Annotated in this window: 17 protein-coding genes; 12 read left to right on the forward strand and 5 right to left on the reverse strand. The window is 73.1% G+C overall.

The window, feature by feature from the left end; all coding sequences use genetic code 11:
• The first annotated feature begins 93 nt into the window (after nt 1-93).
• Nucleotides 94-1,086, forward strand: a complete 993-nt coding sequence (locus DN051_RS21915) for an aldo/keto reductase (RefSeq protein WP_053760840.1) — start codon at nt 94-96, stop codon at nt 1,084-1,086.
• Nucleotides 1,087-1,374: 288 nt separating this feature from the next.
• On the opposite strand, the gene DN051_RS21920 is transcribed toward DN051_RS21915, so the two are convergent.
• Entirely contained in the window at nt 1,375-2,049 is a 675-nt protein-coding gene (locus tag DN051_RS21920) for an SGNH/GDSL hydrolase family protein (RefSeq protein ID WP_053760841.1), read from the reverse strand.
• A gap of 88 nt (nt 2,050-2,137) precedes the next feature.
• Here DN051_RS21920 and DN051_RS21925 point away from each other — a divergent pair, with 88 nt between their 5' ends.
• Nucleotides 2,138-3,118 (forward strand): WD40 repeat domain-containing protein, encoded by a 981-nt coding sequence (locus tag DN051_RS21925; protein WP_112439338.1) that lies wholly within the window; start codon nt 2,138-2,140, stop codon nt 3,116-3,118.
• Nucleotides 3,119-3,418: 300 nt separating this feature from the next.
• On the opposite strand, the gene DN051_RS21930 is transcribed toward DN051_RS21925, so the two are convergent.
• Entirely contained in the window at nt 3,419-4,213 is a 795-nt protein-coding gene (locus tag DN051_RS21930; RefSeq protein WP_053760843.1) for a TetR/AcrR family transcriptional regulator, read from the reverse strand.
• A gap of 89 nt (nt 4,214-4,302) precedes the next feature.
• Between DN051_RS21930 and DN051_RS21935 the strand changes: the two genes are divergently transcribed.
• Both DN051_RS21935 and DN051_RS21940 read left to right on the forward strand, forming a co-directional pair.
• Nucleotides 4,303-5,265: an ATP-binding cassette domain-containing protein gene (locus DN051_RS21935; protein WP_053760844.1), complete on the forward strand. Its 963-nt coding sequence runs from the start codon at nt 4,303-4,305 to the stop codon at nt 5,263-5,265.
• Nucleotides 5,262-6,083 (forward strand): ABC transporter permease, encoded by an 822-nt coding sequence (locus tag DN051_RS21940; RefSeq protein WP_053760845.1) that lies wholly within the window; start codon nt 5,262-5,264, stop codon nt 6,081-6,083. The genes DN051_RS21935 and DN051_RS21940 overlap by 4 nt, the downstream gene beginning before the upstream one ends.
• A 77-nt stretch (nt 6,084-6,160) precedes the next feature.
• Here the strand turns inward: DN051_RS21940 and serC are convergent, their stop codons facing one another.
• Nucleotides 6,161-7,279 carry a phosphoserine transaminase gene (gene serC, locus DN051_RS21945; RefSeq protein ID WP_053760846.1) on the reverse strand — a complete coding sequence of 373 codons (1,119 nt, stop codon included), beginning with the start codon at nt 7,277-7,279 and terminating at the stop codon, nt 6,161-6,163.
• Between the two features lie 165 nt (nt 7,280-7,444).
• Here serC and DN051_RS21950 point away from each other — a divergent pair, with 165 nt between their 5' ends.
• From DN051_RS21950 to DN051_RS21965, 4 genes are all read left to right on the forward strand, one after another.
• Nucleotides 7,445-10,396: an FAD-binding and (Fe-S)-binding domain-containing protein gene (locus DN051_RS21950; RefSeq protein ID WP_112439339.1), complete on the forward strand. Its 2,952-nt coding sequence runs from the start codon at nt 7,445-7,447 to the stop codon at nt 10,394-10,396.
• 154 nt (nt 10,397-10,550) lie between these two features.
• Nucleotides 10,551-11,621 carry an EamA family transporter gene (locus tag DN051_RS21955; protein WP_112439340.1) on the forward strand — a complete coding sequence of 357 codons (1,071 nt, stop codon included), beginning with the start codon at nt 10,551-10,553 and terminating at the stop codon, nt 11,619-11,621.
• Complete coding sequence (locus tag DN051_RS21960; RefSeq protein ID WP_053760848.1) at nt 11,590-11,952, forward strand: DUF6247 family protein; 363 nt, start codon at nt 11,590-11,592, stop codon at nt 11,950-11,952. The genes DN051_RS21955 and DN051_RS21960 overlap by 32 nt, the downstream gene beginning before the upstream one ends.
• Entirely contained in the window at nt 11,949-12,206 is a 258-nt protein-coding gene (locus DN051_RS21965; protein ID WP_053760849.1) for a hypothetical protein, read from the forward strand. The genes DN051_RS21960 and DN051_RS21965 overlap by 4 nt, the downstream gene beginning before the upstream one ends.
• Here the strand turns inward: DN051_RS21965 and DN051_RS21970 are convergent.
• Both DN051_RS21970 and DN051_RS21975 read right to left on the reverse strand, forming a co-directional pair.
• Nucleotides 12,187-12,477: a DUF397 domain-containing protein gene (locus tag DN051_RS21970; RefSeq protein WP_112439341.1), complete on the reverse strand. Its 291-nt coding sequence runs from the start codon at nt 12,475-12,477 to the stop codon at nt 12,187-12,189. The genes DN051_RS21965 and DN051_RS21970 overlap by 20 nt on opposite strands.
• Nucleotides 12,437-13,282, reverse strand: a complete 846-nt coding sequence (locus DN051_RS21975) for a helix-turn-helix domain-containing protein (protein WP_425471665.1) — start codon at nt 13,280-13,282, stop codon at nt 12,437-12,439. The genes DN051_RS21970 and DN051_RS21975 overlap by 41 nt, the downstream gene beginning before the upstream one ends.
• 120 nt (nt 13,283-13,402) lie before the next feature.
• Between DN051_RS21975 and DN051_RS21980 the strand changes: the two genes are divergently transcribed.
• From DN051_RS21980 to DN051_RS21995, 4 genes are read left to right on the forward strand one after another with little or no spacing between them, the layout of a single operon-like run.
• On the forward strand, nt 13,403-14,197 hold the full coding sequence (locus DN051_RS21980) for a TIGR03084 family metal-binding protein (protein ID WP_053760852.1): 795 nt from the start codon (nt 13,403-13,405) through the stop codon (nt 14,195-14,197).
• Nucleotides 14,194-15,870, forward strand: coding sequence for an acyclic terpene utilization AtuA family protein (locus DN051_RS21985; RefSeq protein ID WP_079001292.1), 1,677 nt, complete (start codon nt 14,194-14,196; stop codon nt 15,868-15,870). Before DN051_RS21980 ends, DN051_RS21985 begins: the two co-directional genes overlap by 4 nt.
• Nucleotides 15,867-17,465: an acyl-CoA carboxylase subunit beta gene (locus DN051_RS21990; protein ID WP_112439343.1), complete on the forward strand. Its 1,599-nt coding sequence runs from the start codon at nt 15,867-15,869 to the stop codon at nt 17,463-17,465. The genes DN051_RS21985 and DN051_RS21990 overlap by 4 nt, the downstream gene beginning before the upstream one ends.
• A 5-nt stretch (nt 17,466-17,470) precedes the next feature.
• The gene (locus DN051_RS21995) at nt 17,471-19,345 is read left to right on the forward strand and encodes an acetyl/propionyl/methylcrotonyl-CoA carboxylase subunit alpha (protein WP_112439344.1); all 1,875 of its coding nucleotides are present in this window, start codon (nt 17,471-17,473) and stop codon (nt 19,343-19,345) included.

The following is a 19,345-nucleotide window of genomic DNA, read 5'->3' on the forward strand; positions in this document are numbered from 1 at the left end:
AGATAGCCGTCGGCCCGCCCCTCGCCGCCTCCCCGGCCGCCGTGCCCGGCGGGGCTTGCATCGAGCGGACTCCAAGCCGTTGGCTGGGGGCCCATGGAGTACACGCAGCTCGGACGTACCGGACTCAAGGTCGGCAGGCTGGTCCTCGGGACCATGAACTTCGGACCGCAGACCGACGAGGCGGACAGCCACGCCATCATGGATGCCGCGCTGGACGCGGGACTGAACTTCTTCGACACGGCCAATGTCTACGGGTGGGGCGAGAACAAGGGCCGCACCGAGAGCATCATCGGGAACTGGTTCGCCAAGGGCGGTGACCGCCGGGACAAGGTCGTCCTCGCCACCAAGGTGTACGGGAACATGGCAGCCGAGGGCGACGCCTGGCCCAACCACGACAAGCTCTCCGCCCTGAACATCCGGCGGGCGGTCGACGCCAGCCTCAAGCGGCTCGGGACCGACCGCATCGACGTCTACCAGTTCCACCACATCGACCGCAGCACTCCCTTCGAGGAGATCTGGCAGGCGGTCGACGTACTGGTCCAGCAGGGCAAGATCCTCTACGCGGGGTCGAGCAACTTCCCCGGCTACAAGATCGCGCAGGCCAACGAGACCGCGGCGCGGCGCGGCGGCACCATCGGCCTCGTCAGCGAGCAGTGCCTCTACAACCTCGCCGAGCGCCGCGCCGAGATGGAGGTCATCCCGGCGGCGCAGGAGTACGGCCTCGGGGTCATCCCGTGGTCGCCGCTGCACGGCGGGCTGCTCGGCGGAGTGATCAAGAAGGAGGTCGAGGGCGGCCGACGCGCCTCCGGGCGGGCCGCCGACTCCCTGGCCGACCCGGTCCTGCGCGGACGGATCCAGGCCTACGAGGATCTGCTGGACAAGCACGGCGTGGAGCCCGGCGAGGCCGCGCTGGCCTGGCTGCTGACCCGCCCGGGCATCACCGGCCCCATCGTCGGCCCGCGCACCGCCGAGCAGCTCGCATCCGCGCTGCGCGCCGCCGAGCTGGAGCTGTCGGCGGAACTGCTGGCGGGCCTGGACGAGATCTTCCCCGGCCCGGGTCCCTCCCCGGAGGCCTTCGCCTGGTGACCGGCGCACCCCGGCACCGCCCCGGCACCTGACCCCCCGCCGCCCCGGCCCGCGCCACGGCGCACCCGGGCGGGCCGGGGCCGCGGGGGGAAACGGCGGAGCGAGGTTCGTACGGCTGCCCCGCGGGCCAGGTTGGAGCCGCGGTGCCGGTCGGGAGGGCGTGTCTGTCGATGAGCCGTGTGGCCGGGTGGGTTCTGTGCGTCGCGACGGCCCTGGTGTGCGTGCTCCTCGCACCGGGGCCCGCGCGGGCGGATCAGCCGCCGCCAAGGTGGCAACGATCCGGGCGGCTCAGCCCGTGTAAGGGCCGCCCAGGCCCCAGCCCTGCCACATGGCCTCCGCGAAGGCGGCCGCGATCTTGTGCTCCCCGCTCGCGCTGGGGTGGGTGCCGTCGTAGGTGTCGCGACGGGTGTCGTACGCCGCGGGGAGCGACGCGGGCAGCAGCGGGGAGCGGGGCTCGTCCAGGTCGGCGAGCTCCTTGGCGAGCAGTTCGTTGAAGCGCGCCACCTGCGCGGCGAACGGCGCGTCCGCCTCGGCCCGTACGTTCGGGATCACCGGCAGCACCACCATCCGCACCCGGGGGTTCGCCTCCCGCGCCGCCGCGATGAACGCGCGCACGTTCGCCGCCGTCTGCTCGGCGTCGGTGTAGAAGCCCAGGTCGATCAGGCCCAGGGAGACCAGCAGCACGTCCGCGCGGCCGGAGCGCACCGCCTCGCCGACGAGCGGCGCCATGTGCAGCCAGCCCTCGCCCCAGCCGGCCAGATGGCCCTGGGGAAAGTCGGGCTCGGCGTAGGCGTGGGACGTCGCCGCGTCCGCCGACTTGTCGTACAGCGCGGTGCGCGGACCGACGATCCGGAACGGGCCGCCGTACGTCTCGCACAGGTGCTGCCACATGCGGTAGCGCCAGGTGTGTTCGCCCGCGCTGCCGATGGTCATGGAGTCGCCTACGGGCATGAACCTGAGCATCCGCTCATCATGGTCGATCCGTGCGAGCGGCGGGGTGTGAGGCCCGCCACGCGACCGGAACGGGCGTGCGAGATGGCAGTCTTGGGGCATGCGCCGATCAGCCGTCCTCCTCGCCGCTGTCCTCCTGTCGACCGGGTTCGCCGTGCCGCCCGCCTCCGCCGCCGACGGCGACGAGGGATTCACGATCAAGGACCCCCGCATCACCGAGTCCAGCGGCCTGGCCGCCTCCCGCCGGCACCCGGGCATCTTCTGGACCCACAACGACCAGGACGAGGGCGCGTACCTCTACGCCGTCGACGGCGCCACCGGCGAGACCGTCGCGACCGTCACGATGACCGGCGTGGGCACGCCGCGCGACATCGAGGCCATCGTGGTCGGCCCGGACGACCAGCTCTACGTCGGCGACATCGGCGACAACGACGGCGTCGCCTGGGACTACGTATGGGTCTACCGGCTGCCCGAGCCGAAGGAGCTGTCGGACCGGACCGTGCGGGCCACCCAGTACGTGGTGAAGTACTCCGACGGGTCCCGCGACGCCGAGTCGCTGCTGGTGCACCCGAGGACCGGCCGCGTCTACATCATCGACAAGCAGGAGGACGGCGGGCATCTCTACCAGGGCCCGGCCGAGCTGTCCCCGTCCGGCACGAACGTGTTCGAGCCCGTCGCCCCCGTCGACCTCTGGGCGACCGACGCCGCCCTGTCCCCGGACGGCGAACAGCTTGCCGTCCGCGGCTACTTCGGGGGCATCGCCTACGACTGGAACGGCGGTGACATCAAGCGGACCGGACGGCTCAACGTGCCGTTGCAGGCGCAGGGCGAGTCCGTCACCTACTCGGCCGACGGGACCAGGCTGCTGTTCGGCAGCGAGGGCGAGCAGAGCCCCGTGGAGGCGGAGGACGTCCCGGGCGGCTCCGGCGAGGAGGGGGCCGAGTCGCCCTCGCGGAACGGGGATTCGGCGGACGGCGGCGGGAACGGGACCGACCGGGCCGGCCTGACGACCGGCGCGGTCGCCGTCGCCGCGGCCTGCCTGGCCCTGCTCGGCCTGCGGCGACTGCGCCGCAGGCGCTAGTGCCGCGTCAGGCAACGTTCGCCCCGTCGCGACGCCCGGCACGCTCCCCCACTGCCTGCAAGGCGTGAGAGGTGCCCCCACTCGCCGCACCGGCCGGAAGTCAAAGTACGTCCAGTACGAGGACTCCCGGCCGGCACACCGAGAGCACGCACCGGACGCCGCTCCTTGACCGGCAAACGTTGCCTGACGCGGCACTGGTACCCGGCGAGCGCCGGGGTCCGGCAGCCCGGACCCCGGACAGCCGACCCCCGCGCCCGCGCCGTCAGCTCACGCCCGTGCCGTCAGTCCGTGCCCGTGCCGTCAGCCCGCGTCCGTGCCGTCGGCCGTGCGGCGCCGGGTCACCAGTACCTCCAGCCCGTCCAGGATGCGTTGCAGCCCGAACTCGAAGTGGTCGAAGTCGGGGCCCCAGGTGTCCTCGGACAGGCCGGCCATCATCGGATAGCGGCCGGACGTCATGACCTTCTCCAGGGTGGGGGCCTGGGCCTCCCAGAACTCCGTGTTCGTCAGGCCCGTCCGGAGTTCCGCCTCCTCCTCGTACACCCGGCTGCGCGCGGCACCGACGACGTACGAGTCGATCATCACGATCGCCGAGACCAGTTCGGGGTCGGTCAGCCCCATCGGCTTGATGCGGGTGAGCACCTTCTCCATGCCGTCGAGCGCGCTCGGGCCGAGGATCGGGCGGGACTGGTTGACCTGGAGCAGCCACGGGTGCCGCCGGTAGAGCTCGAGGGTGGCGCGGCCCATGGCCTGAAGGGCCGAGCGCCAGCCGCCGTCGCCCAGGTCGGAAGGGTCCTCCGAGGGGCGCTGGACCCGGTCCAGCATCAGGTCGAGCAGCTCGCCCTTGCCGGGGACGTAGCGGTACAGGGACATCGCGCCGGTGCCGAGGTCGGCGGCGACCCGGCGCATGGAGACCGCCTCCAGCCCTTCGGCGTCCGCGACCCGGACGGCGGCCTCCACGATCCGGTCCAGCGTCAGCCCCGGTTTGGGGCCGCGACTGGGGCGCCGGCCCGTGTCCCACAGCAGTTCGAGGGTGCGGGCGATGTCCCCGCTGCCACTGGTCTCCGTGCCGCCCCCGGCGCGCTTGCCGCTCGTCATACGGCCCAGCTTAGTTGCCCGGAGCAAAACTGAGTACGTCGTACGCGTATTAGGGTACGCTGTACTCAATTGACGAGACGGGGGGACCCATGACTGACGGATACGCGGTACGGGCCGAGGGGCTGGAGAAGCGCTACGGCGACAAACGTGCCCTGGACGGCTTCGATCTGAAGGTGCGTGAGGGCACCGTGCACGGCCTGCTCGGACCGAACGGCGCGGGCAAGACCACCGCGGTCCGCATCCTGTCCACCCTCCTCAGGCTGGACGGCGGACGGGCGACGGTGGCCGGGCTCGACGTGGTCCGGCAGTCGCGGGAGGTGCGCGCCAGGATCGGGCTCACCGGGCAGTACGCGGCGGTGGACGAGGTGCTGACCGGCCGGCAGAACCTGGAGATGTTCGGCCGGCTGTTCCACCTCGGCGGCCGCCGGGCCCGCGCCCGCGCCACCGAGCTGCTGGCGCAGTTCGACCTGACCGACGCCGCCGACAAGGGCGTCGGGGACTACAGCGGTGGCATGCGGCGGCGCCTGGACCTGGCCGCCTCGATGATCCTCGCCCCCGCCGTCCTCTTCCTCGACGAGCCGACGACCGGCCTGGACCCGCGCAGCCGCGGCGAGGTCTGGGAGTCGGTGCGCGCGCTGGTGGCCGGCGGCACCACGGTGCTGCTGACCACGCAGTATCTGGAGGAGGCCGACAAGCTCGCCTCCCGCATCACCGTCATCGACCAGGGGCGGGCCATCGCCGACGACACCCCGGACGGCCTGAAGGACCTGGTCGGCGGCGACCGGATCGAGGTCGTCGTCGCCGAGCGCTCGGAGATCCCCCGCGTCGTCAAGGTCGTCGCACGCGTCTCGGACGGTGAACCGGAGGCCGACGAGACCGAGTTGAGGGTGCACGCCCCGGTCGCCGACCGGGTCTCCGCGCTGACCGAGGTGGCCCGCACGCTCCAGGACGAGGGCGTCCGGGTCGAGGACATCGGGTTGCGCAGGCCCAGCCTCGACGACGTGTTCCTGCGCCTGACCGGACACCGCACCGAGAAGGAGGCCGCGGCATGAGCGCCGTCGACCTGGCCGGCCCGGCCACCCGCGGGCGCACCTACTGGCTGCTCTCCGACTGCTGGAACATCGTCCGGCGCGGACTGACCCACTACCAGCGCCAGCCCGTCAACATCGCCTGGCAGCTGGGCTTCCCGATCCTGTCCGTGCTGCTGTACGGCTATGTCTTCGGCAGCGCGATGACGGTGCCGGGCGGCGGGGACTACAAGGACTTCCTGATGCCGGGCATGTTCGTGATGACCATGGCGTTCGGCTTCATCAACACCGCCACGGTCGTGGTGTACGACTCCACCAAGGGCGTCATCGACCGGTTCCGTTCGATGCCGATGTCCTCGTCCGCGGTGGTCGCCGGACGCGGGGTGACCGATCTGCTCATCGCCTGCGCCGAACTCGCGATCATGATGCTGACCGCGCTGGCCATGGGCTGGCGGCCGGACGGCGGACTGGGCTTCGTCGCCGCGTTCGGACTGCTGCTCTGGCTGCGGTTCGCGCTGATCTGGATCGGTGTGTGGCTCGGCCTGATCGTGCCCAACCCCGAGGCGGCGGGCGGACTGTTCGCGGTGGCCTTCCCGCTGACGATGATCTCCAGCATCTTCGTCGCGCCGCAGCTCATGCCGGACTGGCTGGGCTGGGTCGCCGCGTGGAACCCGATCTCCTCGACCGCGGCCGCGACCCGCGAGCTGTTCGGCACGCCGGTCGGCGGCGGCGACTCCTGGGTCGAGCAGAACGCGCTGCTGATGGCGGGGCTGTGGCCGGTGGTGCTGACACTGGTCTTCCTGCCGCTCGCCGTGCGGCGGTTCCAGCACCTCAGCCGCTGAGGAACACGACGAGGGGCGCCCGGTTCTGACCGGGCGCCCCTCGTCGTACCTCGTGATCCCTCGCCGTACGGCGACGGTCAGAGGTTCTCGATCACGTGGTCGACGCACTTCGTCAGCGCCTCGACGTCCGCCGGGTCGACCGCCGGGAACATCGCGATACGCAGCTGGTTGCGGCCGAGCTTGCGGTACGGCTCGGTGTCGACGATGCCGTTGGCGCGCAGCACCTTGGCGACCGCCGCCGCGTCGACCTCGTCGGTGAAGTCGATCGTGCCGATGACCTGCGAGCGCTTGGCCGGGTCGGTGACGAAGGGGTTGGCGTACTTGCTGTCCTCGGCCCAGCCGTACAGCGTGCGCGCGGACGTCGCCGTGCGGCGCACCGCCCAGTCCAGGCCGCCCTGCCCGTTGATCCACTCCAGCTGGTCGTTCAGCAGGAAGAGGGTGGCGAGGGCGGGGGTGTTGTACGTCTGGTTCTTACGGGAGTTGTCGATCGCCGTCGGCAGGCTGAAGAACTCCGGCACGTGCCGCCCGGAGGCGTGGACCCGCTCGGCGCGCTCGATCGCGGCCGGCGAGAACACGCCGATCCACAGTCCGCCGTCGGCGGCGAAGGACTTCTGCGGGGCGAAGTAGTAGACGTCCGTCTCGGCGATGTCGACGGGCAGGCCGCCGGCGCCCGAGGTGGCGTCGACCAGGACGAGGGAGCCCTCGTCGGCACCGGCCACGCGCGCGATGGGCATGGCGACACCGGTGGAGGTCTCGTTGTGGGTGAAGGCGTAGACGTCCACGCCCGCCACGGCCTGCGGCTCGGGGTGCGTGCCCGGGTCGGCGGAGATGACGTCGGGCTCGGCGAGCCAGGGGGCGAGCTCGGCGGCCTTGGCGAACTTCGAGGAGAACTCGCCGAAGGTCAGGTGCTGCGAGCGGTTCTCGATCAGGCCGTGGGTCGCGATGTCCCAGAACGCGGTGGAGCCGCCGTTGCCGAGGATCACCTCGTAGCCGTCGGGAAGCCGGAACAGCTCCTTGATGCCCTCGCGCACGGCGCCGACCAGGTTCTTCACCGGGGCCTGGCGGTGGGAGGTGCCCATCAGGGACGATCCGGTCGCGGCCAGCGCGTCCAGCGCTTCCGTCCGCACCTTGGAGGGACCCGCGCCGAAGCGACCGTCGGCGGGCTTGATGTCAGCGGGAATCTGGATCTCAGCCACGAGCCGGAGGGTATCTCTTCGGCGAAACCGGACGGAAAAGTGTCCGTTCGGTGAGACGGCTTGGCCGGTCCGTGGACAGATGGGGAGCACGGAGCAGGCGCCCCATGGTCCCGCGACCGCGGACGGCCCATGGTCACTGTCGGTGCCCGGATGCATCCTGGACGTATGACGGATCTTCAGGCGGAGCTGCGTGAGGCCGTCCGGGGCGAGGTGGGGTTCGACGTCACCTCCCGGGCACTGACCACCATGGACGCGTCCAACTACCGACGGGTCCCGCTCGGTGTCGTCGCCCCGCGCGACGCGGACGACGTGGCGGCGGCGCTCGCGGTCTGCCGGGCGCACGGCGTGCCGGTCGTGCCGCGCGGCGGCGGGACGTCCATCGCGGGGCAGGCCACGGGCACGGGCGTGGTGCTGGACTTCACCCGGCACATGAACCGCCTGGTGTCCCTGGACCCCGAGGCGCGCACCGCCGTCGTCCAGCCCGGCCTCGTCCTGGACCGGCTCCAGGAGGCCGCCGCGCCGCACGGCCTGCGCTTCGGCCCGGATCCGTCGACCCACGGCCGCTGCACGCTCGGCGGCATGATCGGCAACAACTCCTGCGGCTCCCACTCGGTGGCCTGGGGGACCACGGCGGACAGCGTGCGGGAGCTGTCGGTGCTCACCGCGCGCGGTGAGCGGCTGCGCGCCGGCCGGGGCTGGACCGGCGCCCCGGCCGGACTGCGGGCGCTGGTGGAGGGCGAGTTGGCGCTGCTGCGCACCGGCTTCCCCGAACTGCCCCGCCGCATCTCGGGGTACGCGCTGGACGCGCTGCTGCCCGAGCACGGCACCGACGTCGCCCGCTCCCTGTGCGGCACCGAGGGCACGCTCGGCGTGGTCACCGAGGCGGTGGTGAGGCTGGTGGCGGCGCCCCGCGCACGTGCGCTGGCCGTGCTGGGGTACGCCGACGAGAGCGCCGCCGCCGACGCGGTCGGCGGACTGCTCCCCGGGGGGTCCGCACGGGCGGGCGGTGGCGGGGCCGACCCGGGAGGCGGGCCGCTGACGATCGAGGGCATGGCCGCGGACCTGGTGCCCTCGGCGGCCGGACTGCCGCGGGGCGGCGCCTGGCTGTTCGTCGAGACCGGCGGGGACACCCCGGCCGAGGCGCACGCGCGTGCGCGGGGCCTCGTCCGCGCGGCCGACGCCCTGGACGCGCTGGTGGTGACCGACCCGGCTTCGCAGCGCGCCCTGTGGCGGATCCGGGAGGACGCGAGCGGCACAGCGACCCGGCTGCCGGACGGCACGGAGGCCTGGCCCGGCTGGGAGGACTGCGCGGTGCCGCCCGCCCGGCTCGGCGCCTACCTGCGGGACTTCCGCGGCCTGCTGTCCGCCCACGGCCTGCGCGGCACGCCGTACGGCCACTTCGGTGACGGCTGCATCCACGTCCGTATCGACTTCGACCTGCTCACCCCGAAGGGGGTCGCCGCCTTCCGCCGCTTCTCCGAGGAGCTCGCCGAACTGGTCGTGGCCCACGGCGGCTCGCTGTCCGGGGAGCACGGGGACGGGCAGGCGAGGGCGGAGCTGCTGCCCAGGATGTACGGCCCGGACCTGGTCGCCCTCTTCGAGCGGGCCAAGGCCGTCTGGGACCCGGACGACCTGCTCAACCCCGGGATGCTGGTGCGGCCCGCGCCGCTCGACGCCGGCCTGCGGTTCTCGGTCCTGCCGCGCGAACCGGTCGACGTGGCCTTCGGGTACCCGGCCGACGGCGGCGACTTCTCGGCCGCCGTGCGCCGCTGCGTGGGCGTCGCCAAGTGCCGTACGGCCGCGGTGGAGGGCCCCGCCGTCATGTGCCCGTCGTACCGCGCGACCGGCGAGGAGGAGCACTCCACGCGCGGACGGGCCCGGCTGCTGCACGAGATGCTGGCGGGCGAGCTGGTGACCGACGGCTGGCGGTCGACCGAGGTGCGCGACGCGCTCGACCTGTGCCTGTCCTGCAAGGGATGCCGCTCCGACTGCCCCGTCGGCGTCGACATGGCCACCTACAAGGCGGAGTTCCTGTACCACCACTACGCCGGACGACGGCGCCCGGCCGCGCACTACGCGCTGGGCCGGCTGCCGGTGTGGCTGCGCTGGTCGGCCCGGACCCGCGCGGTTCCCCTGATCAACGCGCTGGCCCGGGTGCCACCCCTCGCCCACGTGGCGAAACGGCTCGCCGGGATCGCGCCCGAGCGGGAGATCCCCCGGCTGGCGCGGCGGACGTTCAGCCGCTGGTGGGAGCGGCGGCGGCAGGGCGCCCCGGCCGCCGGTGCGGGCGGCGGGCTGGTCATCCTGTGGCCGGACACGTTCACGGAGCACCTCTCGCCGTCCGTGGGACAGGCGGCCGTACGTGTGCTGGAGGCGGCCGGGCTGCGGGTGGCGCTGCCGCCGACGCTGCACCTGGAGCGCCCACCGGTGGGCGACGGCCTGACGGTCGCCCTCGACCCGCTGTCCCTGCTGCGGGGCCGGGGCCGCGTCTGCTGCGGACTGACCTACGTCTCGACGGGGCAGCTCGACCGCGCCCGTGCGGTGCTGCGCCGCACCCTCGACCTGATGGAGCCGGTGCTGGACACCGCCGCCCCGGTCGTGGTCCTGGAGCCGAGCTGTGCGGCGGCCCTGCGCACCGACCTGCCCGAACTGCTGCACGACGACCCCCGGGCCGCCCGTCTCGCCGCCCGCGTCCTGACCTTCGCGGAGACCCTGGAGCGGCACGCCCCGCACTGGAGCCCGCCGCGCGTCGACCGCCCGGCGGCCGGCCAGACCCACTGCCACCAGCACGCGGTCCTCGGCGACGCGGCCGACCGCAGGCTGCGCGCCGCGGCGGGCCTGACCGGCGAGCTGTCCGGCGGCTGCTGCGGCCTCGCCGGCGACTTCGGCTTCGCGCGCGGGCACTTCGAGATCTCCCGCGCCTGCGCCGAGGAGCAGCTTCTGCCGTCGGTGCGCGCCGCGGACGGCACGGCGGTGGTCCTGGCCGACGGGTACTCCTGCCGCACCCAGCTGGAGCAGCTGGCGGGGGTGCGGGGACGGCATCTGGCGGAGGTGCTGGCACAGGCGCTGGAGGACACGGAACCGGCCGGGAAGAAGTCCCGCGAGGCGGGAAAGTGACCGGACCGAGGCGGGAGAGCGACCGGCCGAAGGCGCTGAGCGGCGGCAACGAGGTCAGAGGCAAACCGAGTTCACACACCTGACAGAGTCCATTACCCTGGACCGGTAAGTGCATGACAGTGAACGAGCCCCCGCCGAGCCCCTGGAACGCCCTGTGAGCACCCCCGACGCCGCCACCCCGCCGTCCGCACCGACCCGGGCTCCCGCCGCCGCCCCCGCCGCGGGCGGCACCCCGCACCGCCTCGGCTCGCTCGGTCCCGTCGGCCTGGTGCTGGCCGGAGGGCTGTCGGTGCAGTTCGGCGGGGCACTCGCGGTCAGCCTCATGCCGCGGGCCGGCGCGCTCGGCGTCGTCACCCTGCGCCTGGCGGTGGCCGCGATCGTGCTGATGGTGGTCTGCCGGCCCCGGCTGCGCGGCCACTCGCGCACCGACTGGCACACGGTGATCGTCTTCGGTCTCACCATGGGCGCGATGAACGGCCTCTTCTACCAGGCAGTGGACCGCATCCCGCTGGGCCCGGCGGTCACCCTGGAGGTGCTGGGCCCGCTGGCCCTGTCCGTCGTCGCCTCCCGACGCGCGATCAACTTCCTGTGGGCCGGCCTCGCCCTCGCGGGTGTCTTCCTGCTGGGCGGCGGAGGCTTCGACAGCCTCGACCCGGTCGGCGTGGCCTTCGCGCTCTCGGCGGGCGCGATGTGGGCGGCGTACATCGTGTTCAGCGCGCGCACCGGCCGCCGCTTCCCGCAGGCGGACGGGCTGGCGCTGGCCATGGTCGTGGCGGCGGTGCTGTTCCTGCCGCTGGGCATCGCCGAGTCCGGTACGAAGCTGCTCGACCCGGTGGTCCTCGGCCTCGGCGCGGGCGTGGCGCTGCTGTCGTCCGTCCTGCCCTACACCCTCGAACTGCTGGCGCTGCGCCGCCTGCCCGCGTCCACCTTCGCCGTCATGATGAGCCTCGAACCGGCCATCGCCGCACTGGCCGGATTCCTCATCCTCCACCAGGCCCTCTCCGCCACCCAGGCCGCAGCCATCGCCCTGGTGGTCGCGGCGAGCATGGGAGCGGTACGAACCCAGGTGGGCCGCGGCAAGGCGCCGCTGCCGGAGCCGTTTCCTGAGCAACGGGTCGGCGCCGTGAGGTGTTGGGCGACTACGGTCGGACCCGTGACCGGCGAGCCGCTGGGGACACTAAGGGAACGGCAGCATGAGTGTGCAGCACACGGAGACAGCCGGTGACGGACCGCTGATCCCCCGGCCTGACCGGACTCCCGATGCCCTGCGCGCCGCGTGCGCCGTCGTCGCTCCGCAGCTGCTGCCCGCATACGACCAGGCCAAGGACAGGGCACTCGCGGAGGCGGTGGAGCACGGCTCACTCGGGCCCGTGCACGCCTGCCTCCAGCACTGGTCGGCGCTGATCGAGATCGAGCGTCATCCCCGGACGGCGAAGGCGTACCACCGCGCCGAATACCTCGCCCAGCTCGCCACTTCGCCGGCCGAGGCCCGCGACCACCTGGCCGCGGCGGCCGCAATCTACCGTGACGCCGCGCGGGCGGTGCGGGGCGAGTGAGCTGGAGCTGGGAGTACGTTCCTGACGAGGACACGGTGGCCGCCGGCGCCCCGCCCGCGTTCCTCGCGGAGGTCGAGAAGAAGGTCGACGAACTGGTCAGGGCCGCCGAAGCGCTCCACCTGCACGGCTCGTCGTGGCAGGGCGCCGACGAGGGCGCGCGGCACGCGTTCGCCGCCGGTGGCTTCTTCGTCTACATGGTTACGCCGCGCGCCGAACTCGTCAGTATCCGGCAGGTCACGCCCGATCCGCTGTGAGGGCTCCCCGTGAGGCGGCAGACACGAAGGCGGTGAACGCCTCCACCGTGACGGTGAGGGTCCCGTGGGCGGGGTTCTTGGAGTCGCGGACGGCTATGTGCGGGACTAGGTCGGCGACCTCGATGCACTCGCCTCCGGTGCCGCCGCTGTAGGAGGACTTGCGCCAGGTGGCGGTGCTGAGGGGGGCGCATTCGAGGCAGTCACCGCCGCTGCTTCCGCTGTACGACGACTTACGCCAGGTCGCGCCCGTCAGGTTCTGGCTGTTCTGCATAGCGGTCCTCCCGAACGCGGGCGATCAGTGCCGCCGAGTCCTCGATGGAGAGGGCGGCGGCTTGCAAATGATCGTAGCGATGTGAACAGTCCCTGACGACTTGGGGATTGGCGGTCATGAATCCCTTGTCGTAGTTCTCGGAGTAGGTGATGTCGGGGTCGTTCTCGAAACGCAGCACGGTGAACGACCCTGCTGTCGCGGGGTGGTTGCCGACGCCGAAGGGCAGCACCTGCACGCGCACGCGCAGTCGCGTCCTGAGGCTCAGCAGGTGGGTGAGTTGCTCCCGCATCACCGCATGGCCTCCGAAGGGCCTGTGCAGTACAGCCTCGTCCAACACAACCCAGATAAGAGGCGGGTCCTCACGCGTGAGGACGCGTTGTCGCTCGATGCGAGCCGCCACCTGCTCGTCAAGCCGGTCTGCCCAGCCCGCTTCCAACACCGCCCTGGCGTATGCCGGGGTTTGAAGCAGCCCGTGCACCACTTGTGCCTGAAAGGTGGCGAGGTTCGTAGCGCGCGATTCCAACTCGGCGAACGGCTGAAACCACCCCGGCAACTGGCTGCGCAGCACCAACCCCACCAGACGGGAGAACGTCCCGCCCGTTCCCAGCGCCGCGTCCATCCGTTCCGAGAACTCCCTCTGCGGGACCTTCGCCGCCGTTTCGATCTGGCCGATCAGCGAGCCCGTGCAGAAGACGATCGAGCCGAGCTGCGCCAGCGTCAGCCCCGCCGCCTCGCGGCTGCGCCGCAACTCGTAGCCGTAGTAGTCCAACGGCGACGCACTCGGGTCCAGTTCGCGACTCCGCACGTCAACCACCTCCCGTGACCGAGCGTATCCACGCGGACGCGTACCGGCGTCGGTGTCGGGGAAAATAAAATCATGCAAGCGTGCTTGATTTGTTCGGGGGCCGCTGCCACTCTCCTCCCCATGGCCGACCCGACGCCCGTCTACGACGACCTGCACGCGGAGAGCGACGAACTCGACCGGCTCGTGGCCGAGTTGGAACCGGAGCGCTGGGCGCTCCCGACCCCCGCCGCCCGCTGGACCGTCGCCCACCAGATCGCCCATCTCGCCTGGACCGACCGCTCGGCCCTCCTCACCGTCACGGATCCGGACGGCTTCCGTGAGGTCGTCGAGAAGGCCCTGGCCGCGCCGGACAGCTTCGTCGACGACGGCGCCGAGGAAGGTGCCGCGCTGCCGCCCGCCGAACTGCTGGCGCGCTGGCGCGAGGGGCGTGCCGCACTCGACGCGGCCCTGCGCGCGGCACCGTCCGGCGCCCGTTTCCCCTGGTACGGGCCGCCCATGTCGGGCCCCTCCATGGCCACGGGCCGGATCATGGAGACCTGGGCCCACGGCCAGGACGTCGCCGACGCGCTGGGCGTCGCCCGCGAACCCACCGACCGGCTCCGGCACGTCGTCCGTATCGGTGTCCGCGCGCGGAACTTCGCCTTCGGCGTGCACGGACTCACCCCGCCCGCCGAGGAGTTCCGCGTCGAACTCGTGGCGCCCTCCGGCGAGGTGTGGGGCCACGGTCCCGAGGACGCCGCGCAGCGCGTCACCGGAACCGCGGTCGACTTCTGCCTCCTGGTCACCCGGCGCGCCCACCGCGCCGACCTCGCAGTCGAGGCGACCGGCGCCGACGCCGACCGCTGGCTGGACATCGCCCAGGCGTTCGCGGGGCCGCCCGGTACCGGACGGGAGCCGCGGGGGACCGCGCGGTGACGGTCCTGCGCATCGGCAACGCCTCCGGCTTCTACGGCGACCGCTTCGACGCCATGCGCGAGATGCTCACCGGCGGCGAACTGGACGTCCTGACCGGCGACTACCTCGCCGAGCTGACGATGCTCATCCTGGGCCGGGACCGCCTGAAGGACCCCGGTGCCGGCTACGCCCGCACCTTCCTGCGCCAGCTGGAGGAGTGCCTGGGGCTCGCCCACGAGCGGGGCGTGCGGATCGTGACCAACGCGGGCGGGCTCAATCCCGCCGGGCTCGCCGACGCCGTACGGGAGCTGGCCGGACGGCTCGGCATCCCCGCGCGCGTGGCGCATGTCGAGGGCGACGACCTCACCGCGGCGCACCCCGGCTGCCTCGCCGCCCACGCCTACCTGGGCGGCTTCGGCATCGCGGCCTGTCTGCGGGAGGGCGCCGACATCGTGGTGACCGGGCGGGTGACGGACGCGGCCCTGGTCACCGGACCCGCCGCGGCGCACTTCGGCTGGGGGCCGGGCGACCACGACCGGCTCGCGGGGGCCGTCGTCGCCGGGCACGTGCTGGAGTGCGGCACCCAGGCCACCGGCGGCAACTACTCGTTCTTCCGGGACGGCGACGTCCACCGGCCCGGCTTCCCGATCGCCGAGATCGAGGCCGACGGGACCGCCGTCATCACCAAGCACCCCGGGACCGGCGGTTTCGTCGACGTCGGCACGGTGACCGCGCAACTGCTGTACGAGACCGGCGGCGCCCGGTACGCGGGGCCGGACGTCACCGCCCGGCTGGACACCGTACGGCTGACGCAGGACGGCCCCGACCGGGTGCGCGTCGAGGGTGTGCGCGGCGAGGCCCCGCCCCCGGACCTCAAGGTCGGCCTCAACCGGCTCGGCGGCTTCCGCAACGAGGTTACCTTCGTCCTGACCGGCCTCGACGTGGACGCCAAGGCCGAGCTGGTGCGGCGGCAGATGGCGGGCGCGCTGGCCAGGACGCCGCCCGCCGAGGTGCGGTGGGACCTTGTGCGCACCGACCGGCCCGACGCCGCCACCGAGGAGACCGCGAGCGCCCTGCTCCGGCTCGTCGTGCGGGACCCGGACCAGGAGACCGTCGGTCGCCCCGTGAGCGGCGCCGCCATCGAGCTGGCGCTGGCCAGCTACCCCGGCTTCCACGTGCTGGCCCCACCCGGACGGGGCGCGCCCTACGGGGTCTTCGAGGCCGAGTACGTGCCCCGGGACGAGGTCCCGCACACGGCCGTGCTCCACGACGGACGCCGGATCCCGGTGGCCGCGCCCGACGGCACCCGCGCCCTGGCACCCGTCGACGCGCCTCCCCTCCCGGAGGCCCTGCCGCCCGGCCCGACCCGCCCGGCCCCGCTCGGTCTCGTCGCCGGTGCCCGCAGCGGCGACAAGGGCGGCGACGCCAACGTCGGGGTGTGGGCGCGCACGGACGAGGGCTGGCGCTGGCTCGCGCACGAGCTGACGGCCGACCGGTTCCGGGAGCTGGTTCCCGAGAGCCGCACCCTGCCGGTCACCCGGCACGTCCTGCCCGGACTGCGCGCCCTCAACTTCGTCGTCGAGGGCGTCCTCGGCGCCGGCGTCGCCGCCCAGCACCGATTCGACCCGCAGGCCAAGGCCCTCGGCGAATGGCTGCGCTCCCGCCACCTGGATCTGCCGGAGGCCCTGCTGTGACCGTCCTGTCCTCCGCCCTGGACACCACCGGCGCCGAGTACCGGGCCAACCGTGACGCGATGCTCGCCAAGCTCGCCGACCTGGAGGCCGAGCACGCCAAGGCCCTCGCGGGCGGCGGCGAGAAGTACGTGGCACGGCACCGCGGGCGCGGCAAGCTGCTCGCCCGCGAACGCATCGAGCTGCTCCTCGACCCCGACACCCCGTTCCTGGAGCTGTCGCCGCTGGCCGCCTGGGGCAGCGAGTACGCCGTGGGGGCGTCGCTGGTCACCGGCATCGGGGTCGTCGAGGGCGTGGAGTGCCTGATCACCGCCAACGACCCGACGGTGCGCGGCGGCGCCAGCAATCCGTGGAGCCTGAAGAAGGCCCTGCGCGCCAACGACATCGCGCTCGCCAACCGGCTGCCCTGCATCAGCCTGGTCGAGTCCGGCGGCGCCGATCTGCCCTCGCAGAAGGAGATCTTCATCCCCGGGGGCGCGATCTTCCGCGACCTCACGCGCCTGTCCGCGGCCGGCATCCCCACCGTCGCCGTGGTGTTCGGGAACTCGACCGCGGGCGGGGCCTACATCCCCGGCATGTCCGATCACGTGATCATGGTCAAGGAGGGGGCGAAGGTCTTCCTCGGCGGACCGCCGCTGGTGAAGATGGCCACCGGCGAGGAGAGCGACGACGAGTCGCTGGGCGGCGCCGACATGCACGCGCGTGTGTCGGGCCTCGCGGACTACTTCGCCGCCGACGAGCCGGACGCCCTGCGCCAGGCCCGGCGCGTGGTCGCCCGCCTCAACCACCGCAAGGCGTACGGCGATCCCGCCCTGGCCGAACCCCCGAAGTACGACGAGGACGAACTGCTCGGCATCGTCCCCGGCGACCTGAGGACGCCCTTCGACCCGCGCGAGGTGATCGCCCGGCTCGTCGACGCCTCCGACTTCGACGAGTTCAAACCGCGCTACGGCACCAGCCTGGCCACCGGCTGGGCGTCCCTGCACGGCTATCCCATCGGTGTCCTGGCGAACGCCCAGGGGGTGCTGTTCAGCGAGGAGTCGCAGAAGGCCGCCCAGTTCATCCAGCTGGCCAACCAGCGCGACATCCCGCTGCTGTTCCTGCACAACACCACCGGCTACATGGTCGGCAGCCGGTACGAGCAGGGCGGCATCATCAAGCACGGCGCGATGATGATCAACGCGGTGTCCAACAGCCGGGTGCCGCATCTGTCCGTCCTGATGGGCGCGTCCTACGGCGCCGGGCACTACGGCATGTGCGGACGCGCCTACGACCCGCGCTTCCTCTTCGCCTGGCCCAGCGCCAAGTCCGCCGTCATGGGCCCGCAGCAGCTCGCCGGTGTGCTGTCCATCGTGGCCCGGCAGTCGGCGGCCTCGAAGGGCCGGCCCTACGACGAGGACGCCGACGCCGCGCTGCGGGCCATGGTGGAGCAGCAGATCGAGTCGGAGTCCCTGCCGATGTTCCTGTCGGGGCGCCTGTACGACGACGGCGTCATCGACCCGCGTGACACCCGCACGGTCCTCGGCCTGTGCCTGTCCGCCGTCCACACGGCGCCCTACGAGGGCGTGCGCGGTGGCTTCGGCGTCTTCCGGATGTGAGGTCCATGATTTCGAGCCTGCTGGTCGCCAACCGGGGCGAGATCGCCTGCCGGATCCTGCGCACCTGCCGTGCGGCGGGCATCCGGACGGTCGCGGTGCACTCGGACGCCGACGAGAACGCCCTGCACGCACGCGTGGCCGACGCGACGGTACGGCTGCCGGGGGTGTCGCCCGCCGAGACGTATCTGCGCGGCGACCTGATCGTGCGGGCCGCCGTCGCGGCGGGCGCCGACGCCGTGCACCCCGGCTACGGCTTCCTCTCCGAGAACGCCGGATTCGCCCGCGCGGTCCTGGACGCGGGCCTGGTGTGGGTCGGTCCGCCGCCGGAGGCCATCGAGGCGATGGCGTCCAAGACCCGCGCCAAGGAACTGCTGGGCATCGCCCCGCTCGGCGAGGTCACCGAGGCCGACCTGCCGGTGCTGGTGAAGGCGGCGGCGGGCGGCGGCGGTCGGGGGATGCGCGTCGTGCGCCGGCTCGACGACCTGCCGGCCGCGCTGGCGGGCGCACGCTCCGAGGCCGCGAGCGCCTTCGGGGACGGCGAGGTGTTCGTCGAGCCGTACGTGCAGGACGGCCGCCACGTCGAGGTCCAGATCCTCGCCGACACGCACGGCACCGTGTGGGTGCTCGGCACCCGCGACTGCTCACTGCAGCGCCGCCACCAGAAGGTGATCGAGGAGGCGCCGGCCCCCGGTCTGCCGCCGCGGCTGACCGAGGAGCTGTACGACACCGCCGTACGCGCCGCCCGCGCAGTCGGCTACGTCGGCGCGGGCACCGTCGAGTTCCTGGTCGCCGGGGACCGGGCCCACTTCCTGGAGATGAACACCCGGCTCCAGGTCGAGCACCCCGTCACCGAGGCCGTGTTCGGAGTCGACCTGGTCGCCCTCCAGCTGCGGATCGCCGAGGGCCACGCCCTGGACGAGGAGGCGCCCCGCGCGCGTGGCCACGCCGTCGAGGCCCGCCTGTACGCCGAGGACCCCGCTCGCGACTGGGCCCCGCAGACCGGCACCCTGCACCGCCTGTCCGTGCCGGAAGGCGTCCGCCTGGACACCGGATACACCGACGGCGACGAGATCACCGTCCACTACGACCCCATGCTCGCCAAGGCGGTCGCCCACGCCCCCACGCGCGCGGAGGCCGTCCGCAGGCTCGCCGACGCCCTGGAGCGGGCCGCCGTCCACGGCCCCGCCACCAACCGGGACCTGCTGGTCCGCTCCCTGCGGCACGAGGAGTTCGGCACCGCCCGGATGGACACCGGCTTCTACGAACGCCACCTCAAGGACCTGACGGAGCCCGCCCCCGACCCGTACGCCCCGCTGGCCGCCGCCCTCGCGGACAGCCGCTCCCGCTCCCGCTTCGGCGGCTGGCGCAACGTGCCCTCCCAGCCGCACACCAAGCGGTACCTGATGGCGGGGGAGGAGCACGAGGCCGCCTACCACCACACCCGCGGGGGCGGACTCGCCGCGGACGGGGTGGACGTGGTGCACGCAGACCCCGGCCTCGTCGTCCTCGAAGTGGCGGGCGTGCGCCGCAGGTTCGAGGTCGCGCGGTACGGCGACCGGGTGTACGTGAACACCACCGCCCTCACCGCCCTGCCCCGGTTCCCCGACCCCGCCGCCCAGCACGTCCCGGGCTCCCTGCTCGCCCCGATGCCCGGCACGGTCGTCCGCGTCGCCGAGGGCCTGTCGGTGGGCGCCGCCGTACGGGCCGGACAGCCGCTGCTGTGGCTGGAGGCGATGAAGATGCAGCACCAGATCTCGGCGCCCGCCCCGGGCACCCTGACCGCCCTCGACGCCGCCCCGGGCCAGCAAGTGCAGGTGGGCGCGCTGCTGGCGGTCGTACAGCCGACCCAGGACGCGGGGAACCGCGCGACCGACCACTGA

This window comes from Streptomyces cadmiisoli, from assembly GCF_003261055.1.
Classification (GTDB): domain Bacteria; phylum Actinomycetota; class Actinomycetes; order Streptomycetales; family Streptomycetaceae; genus Streptomyces; species Streptomyces cadmiisoli.

Excerpts from the sequence above, each read along its gene's own strand:
- DN051_RS21915 (WP_053760840.1), top strand. The coding sequence starts at position 94 with ATGGAGTACACGCAGCTCGGACGTACCGGACTCAAGGTCGGCAGGCTG.
- DN051_RS21920 (WP_053760841.1), bottom strand. The coding sequence starts at position 2,049 with ATGCTCAGGTTCATGCCCGTAGGCGACTCCATGACCATCGGCAGCGCG.
- DN051_RS21925 (WP_112439338.1), top strand. The coding sequence starts at position 2,138 with ATGCGCCGATCAGCCGTCCTCCTCGCCGCTGTCCTCCTGTCGACCGGG.
- DN051_RS21930 (WP_053760843.1), bottom strand. The coding sequence starts at position 4,213 with ATGACGAGCGGCAAGCGCGCCGGGGGCGGCACGGAGACCAGTGGCAGC.
- DN051_RS21935 (WP_053760844.1), top strand. The coding sequence starts at position 4,303 with ATGACTGACGGATACGCGGTACGGGCCGAGGGGCTGGAGAAGCGCTAC.
- DN051_RS21940 (WP_053760845.1), top strand. The coding sequence starts at position 5,262 with ATGAGCGCCGTCGACCTGGCCGGCCCGGCCACCCGCGGGCGCACCTAC.
- DN051_RS21950 (WP_112439339.1), top strand. The coding sequence starts at position 7,445 with ATGACGGATCTTCAGGCGGAGCTGCGTGAGGCCGTCCGGGGCGAGGTG.
- DN051_RS21960 (WP_053760848.1), top strand. The coding sequence starts at position 11,590 with ATGAGTGTGCAGCACACGGAGACAGCCGGTGACGGACCGCTGATCCCC.
- DN051_RS21970 (WP_112439341.1), bottom strand. The coding sequence starts at position 12,477 with ATGCAGAACAGCCAGAACCTGACGGGCGCGACCTGGCGTAAGTCGTCG.
- DN051_RS21980 (WP_053760852.1), top strand. The coding sequence starts at position 13,403 with ATGGCCGACCCGACGCCCGTCTACGACGACCTGCACGCGGAGAGCGAC.
- DN051_RS21995 (WP_112439344.1), top strand. The coding sequence starts at position 17,471 with ATGATTTCGAGCCTGCTGGTCGCCAACCGGGGCGAGATCGCCTGCCGG.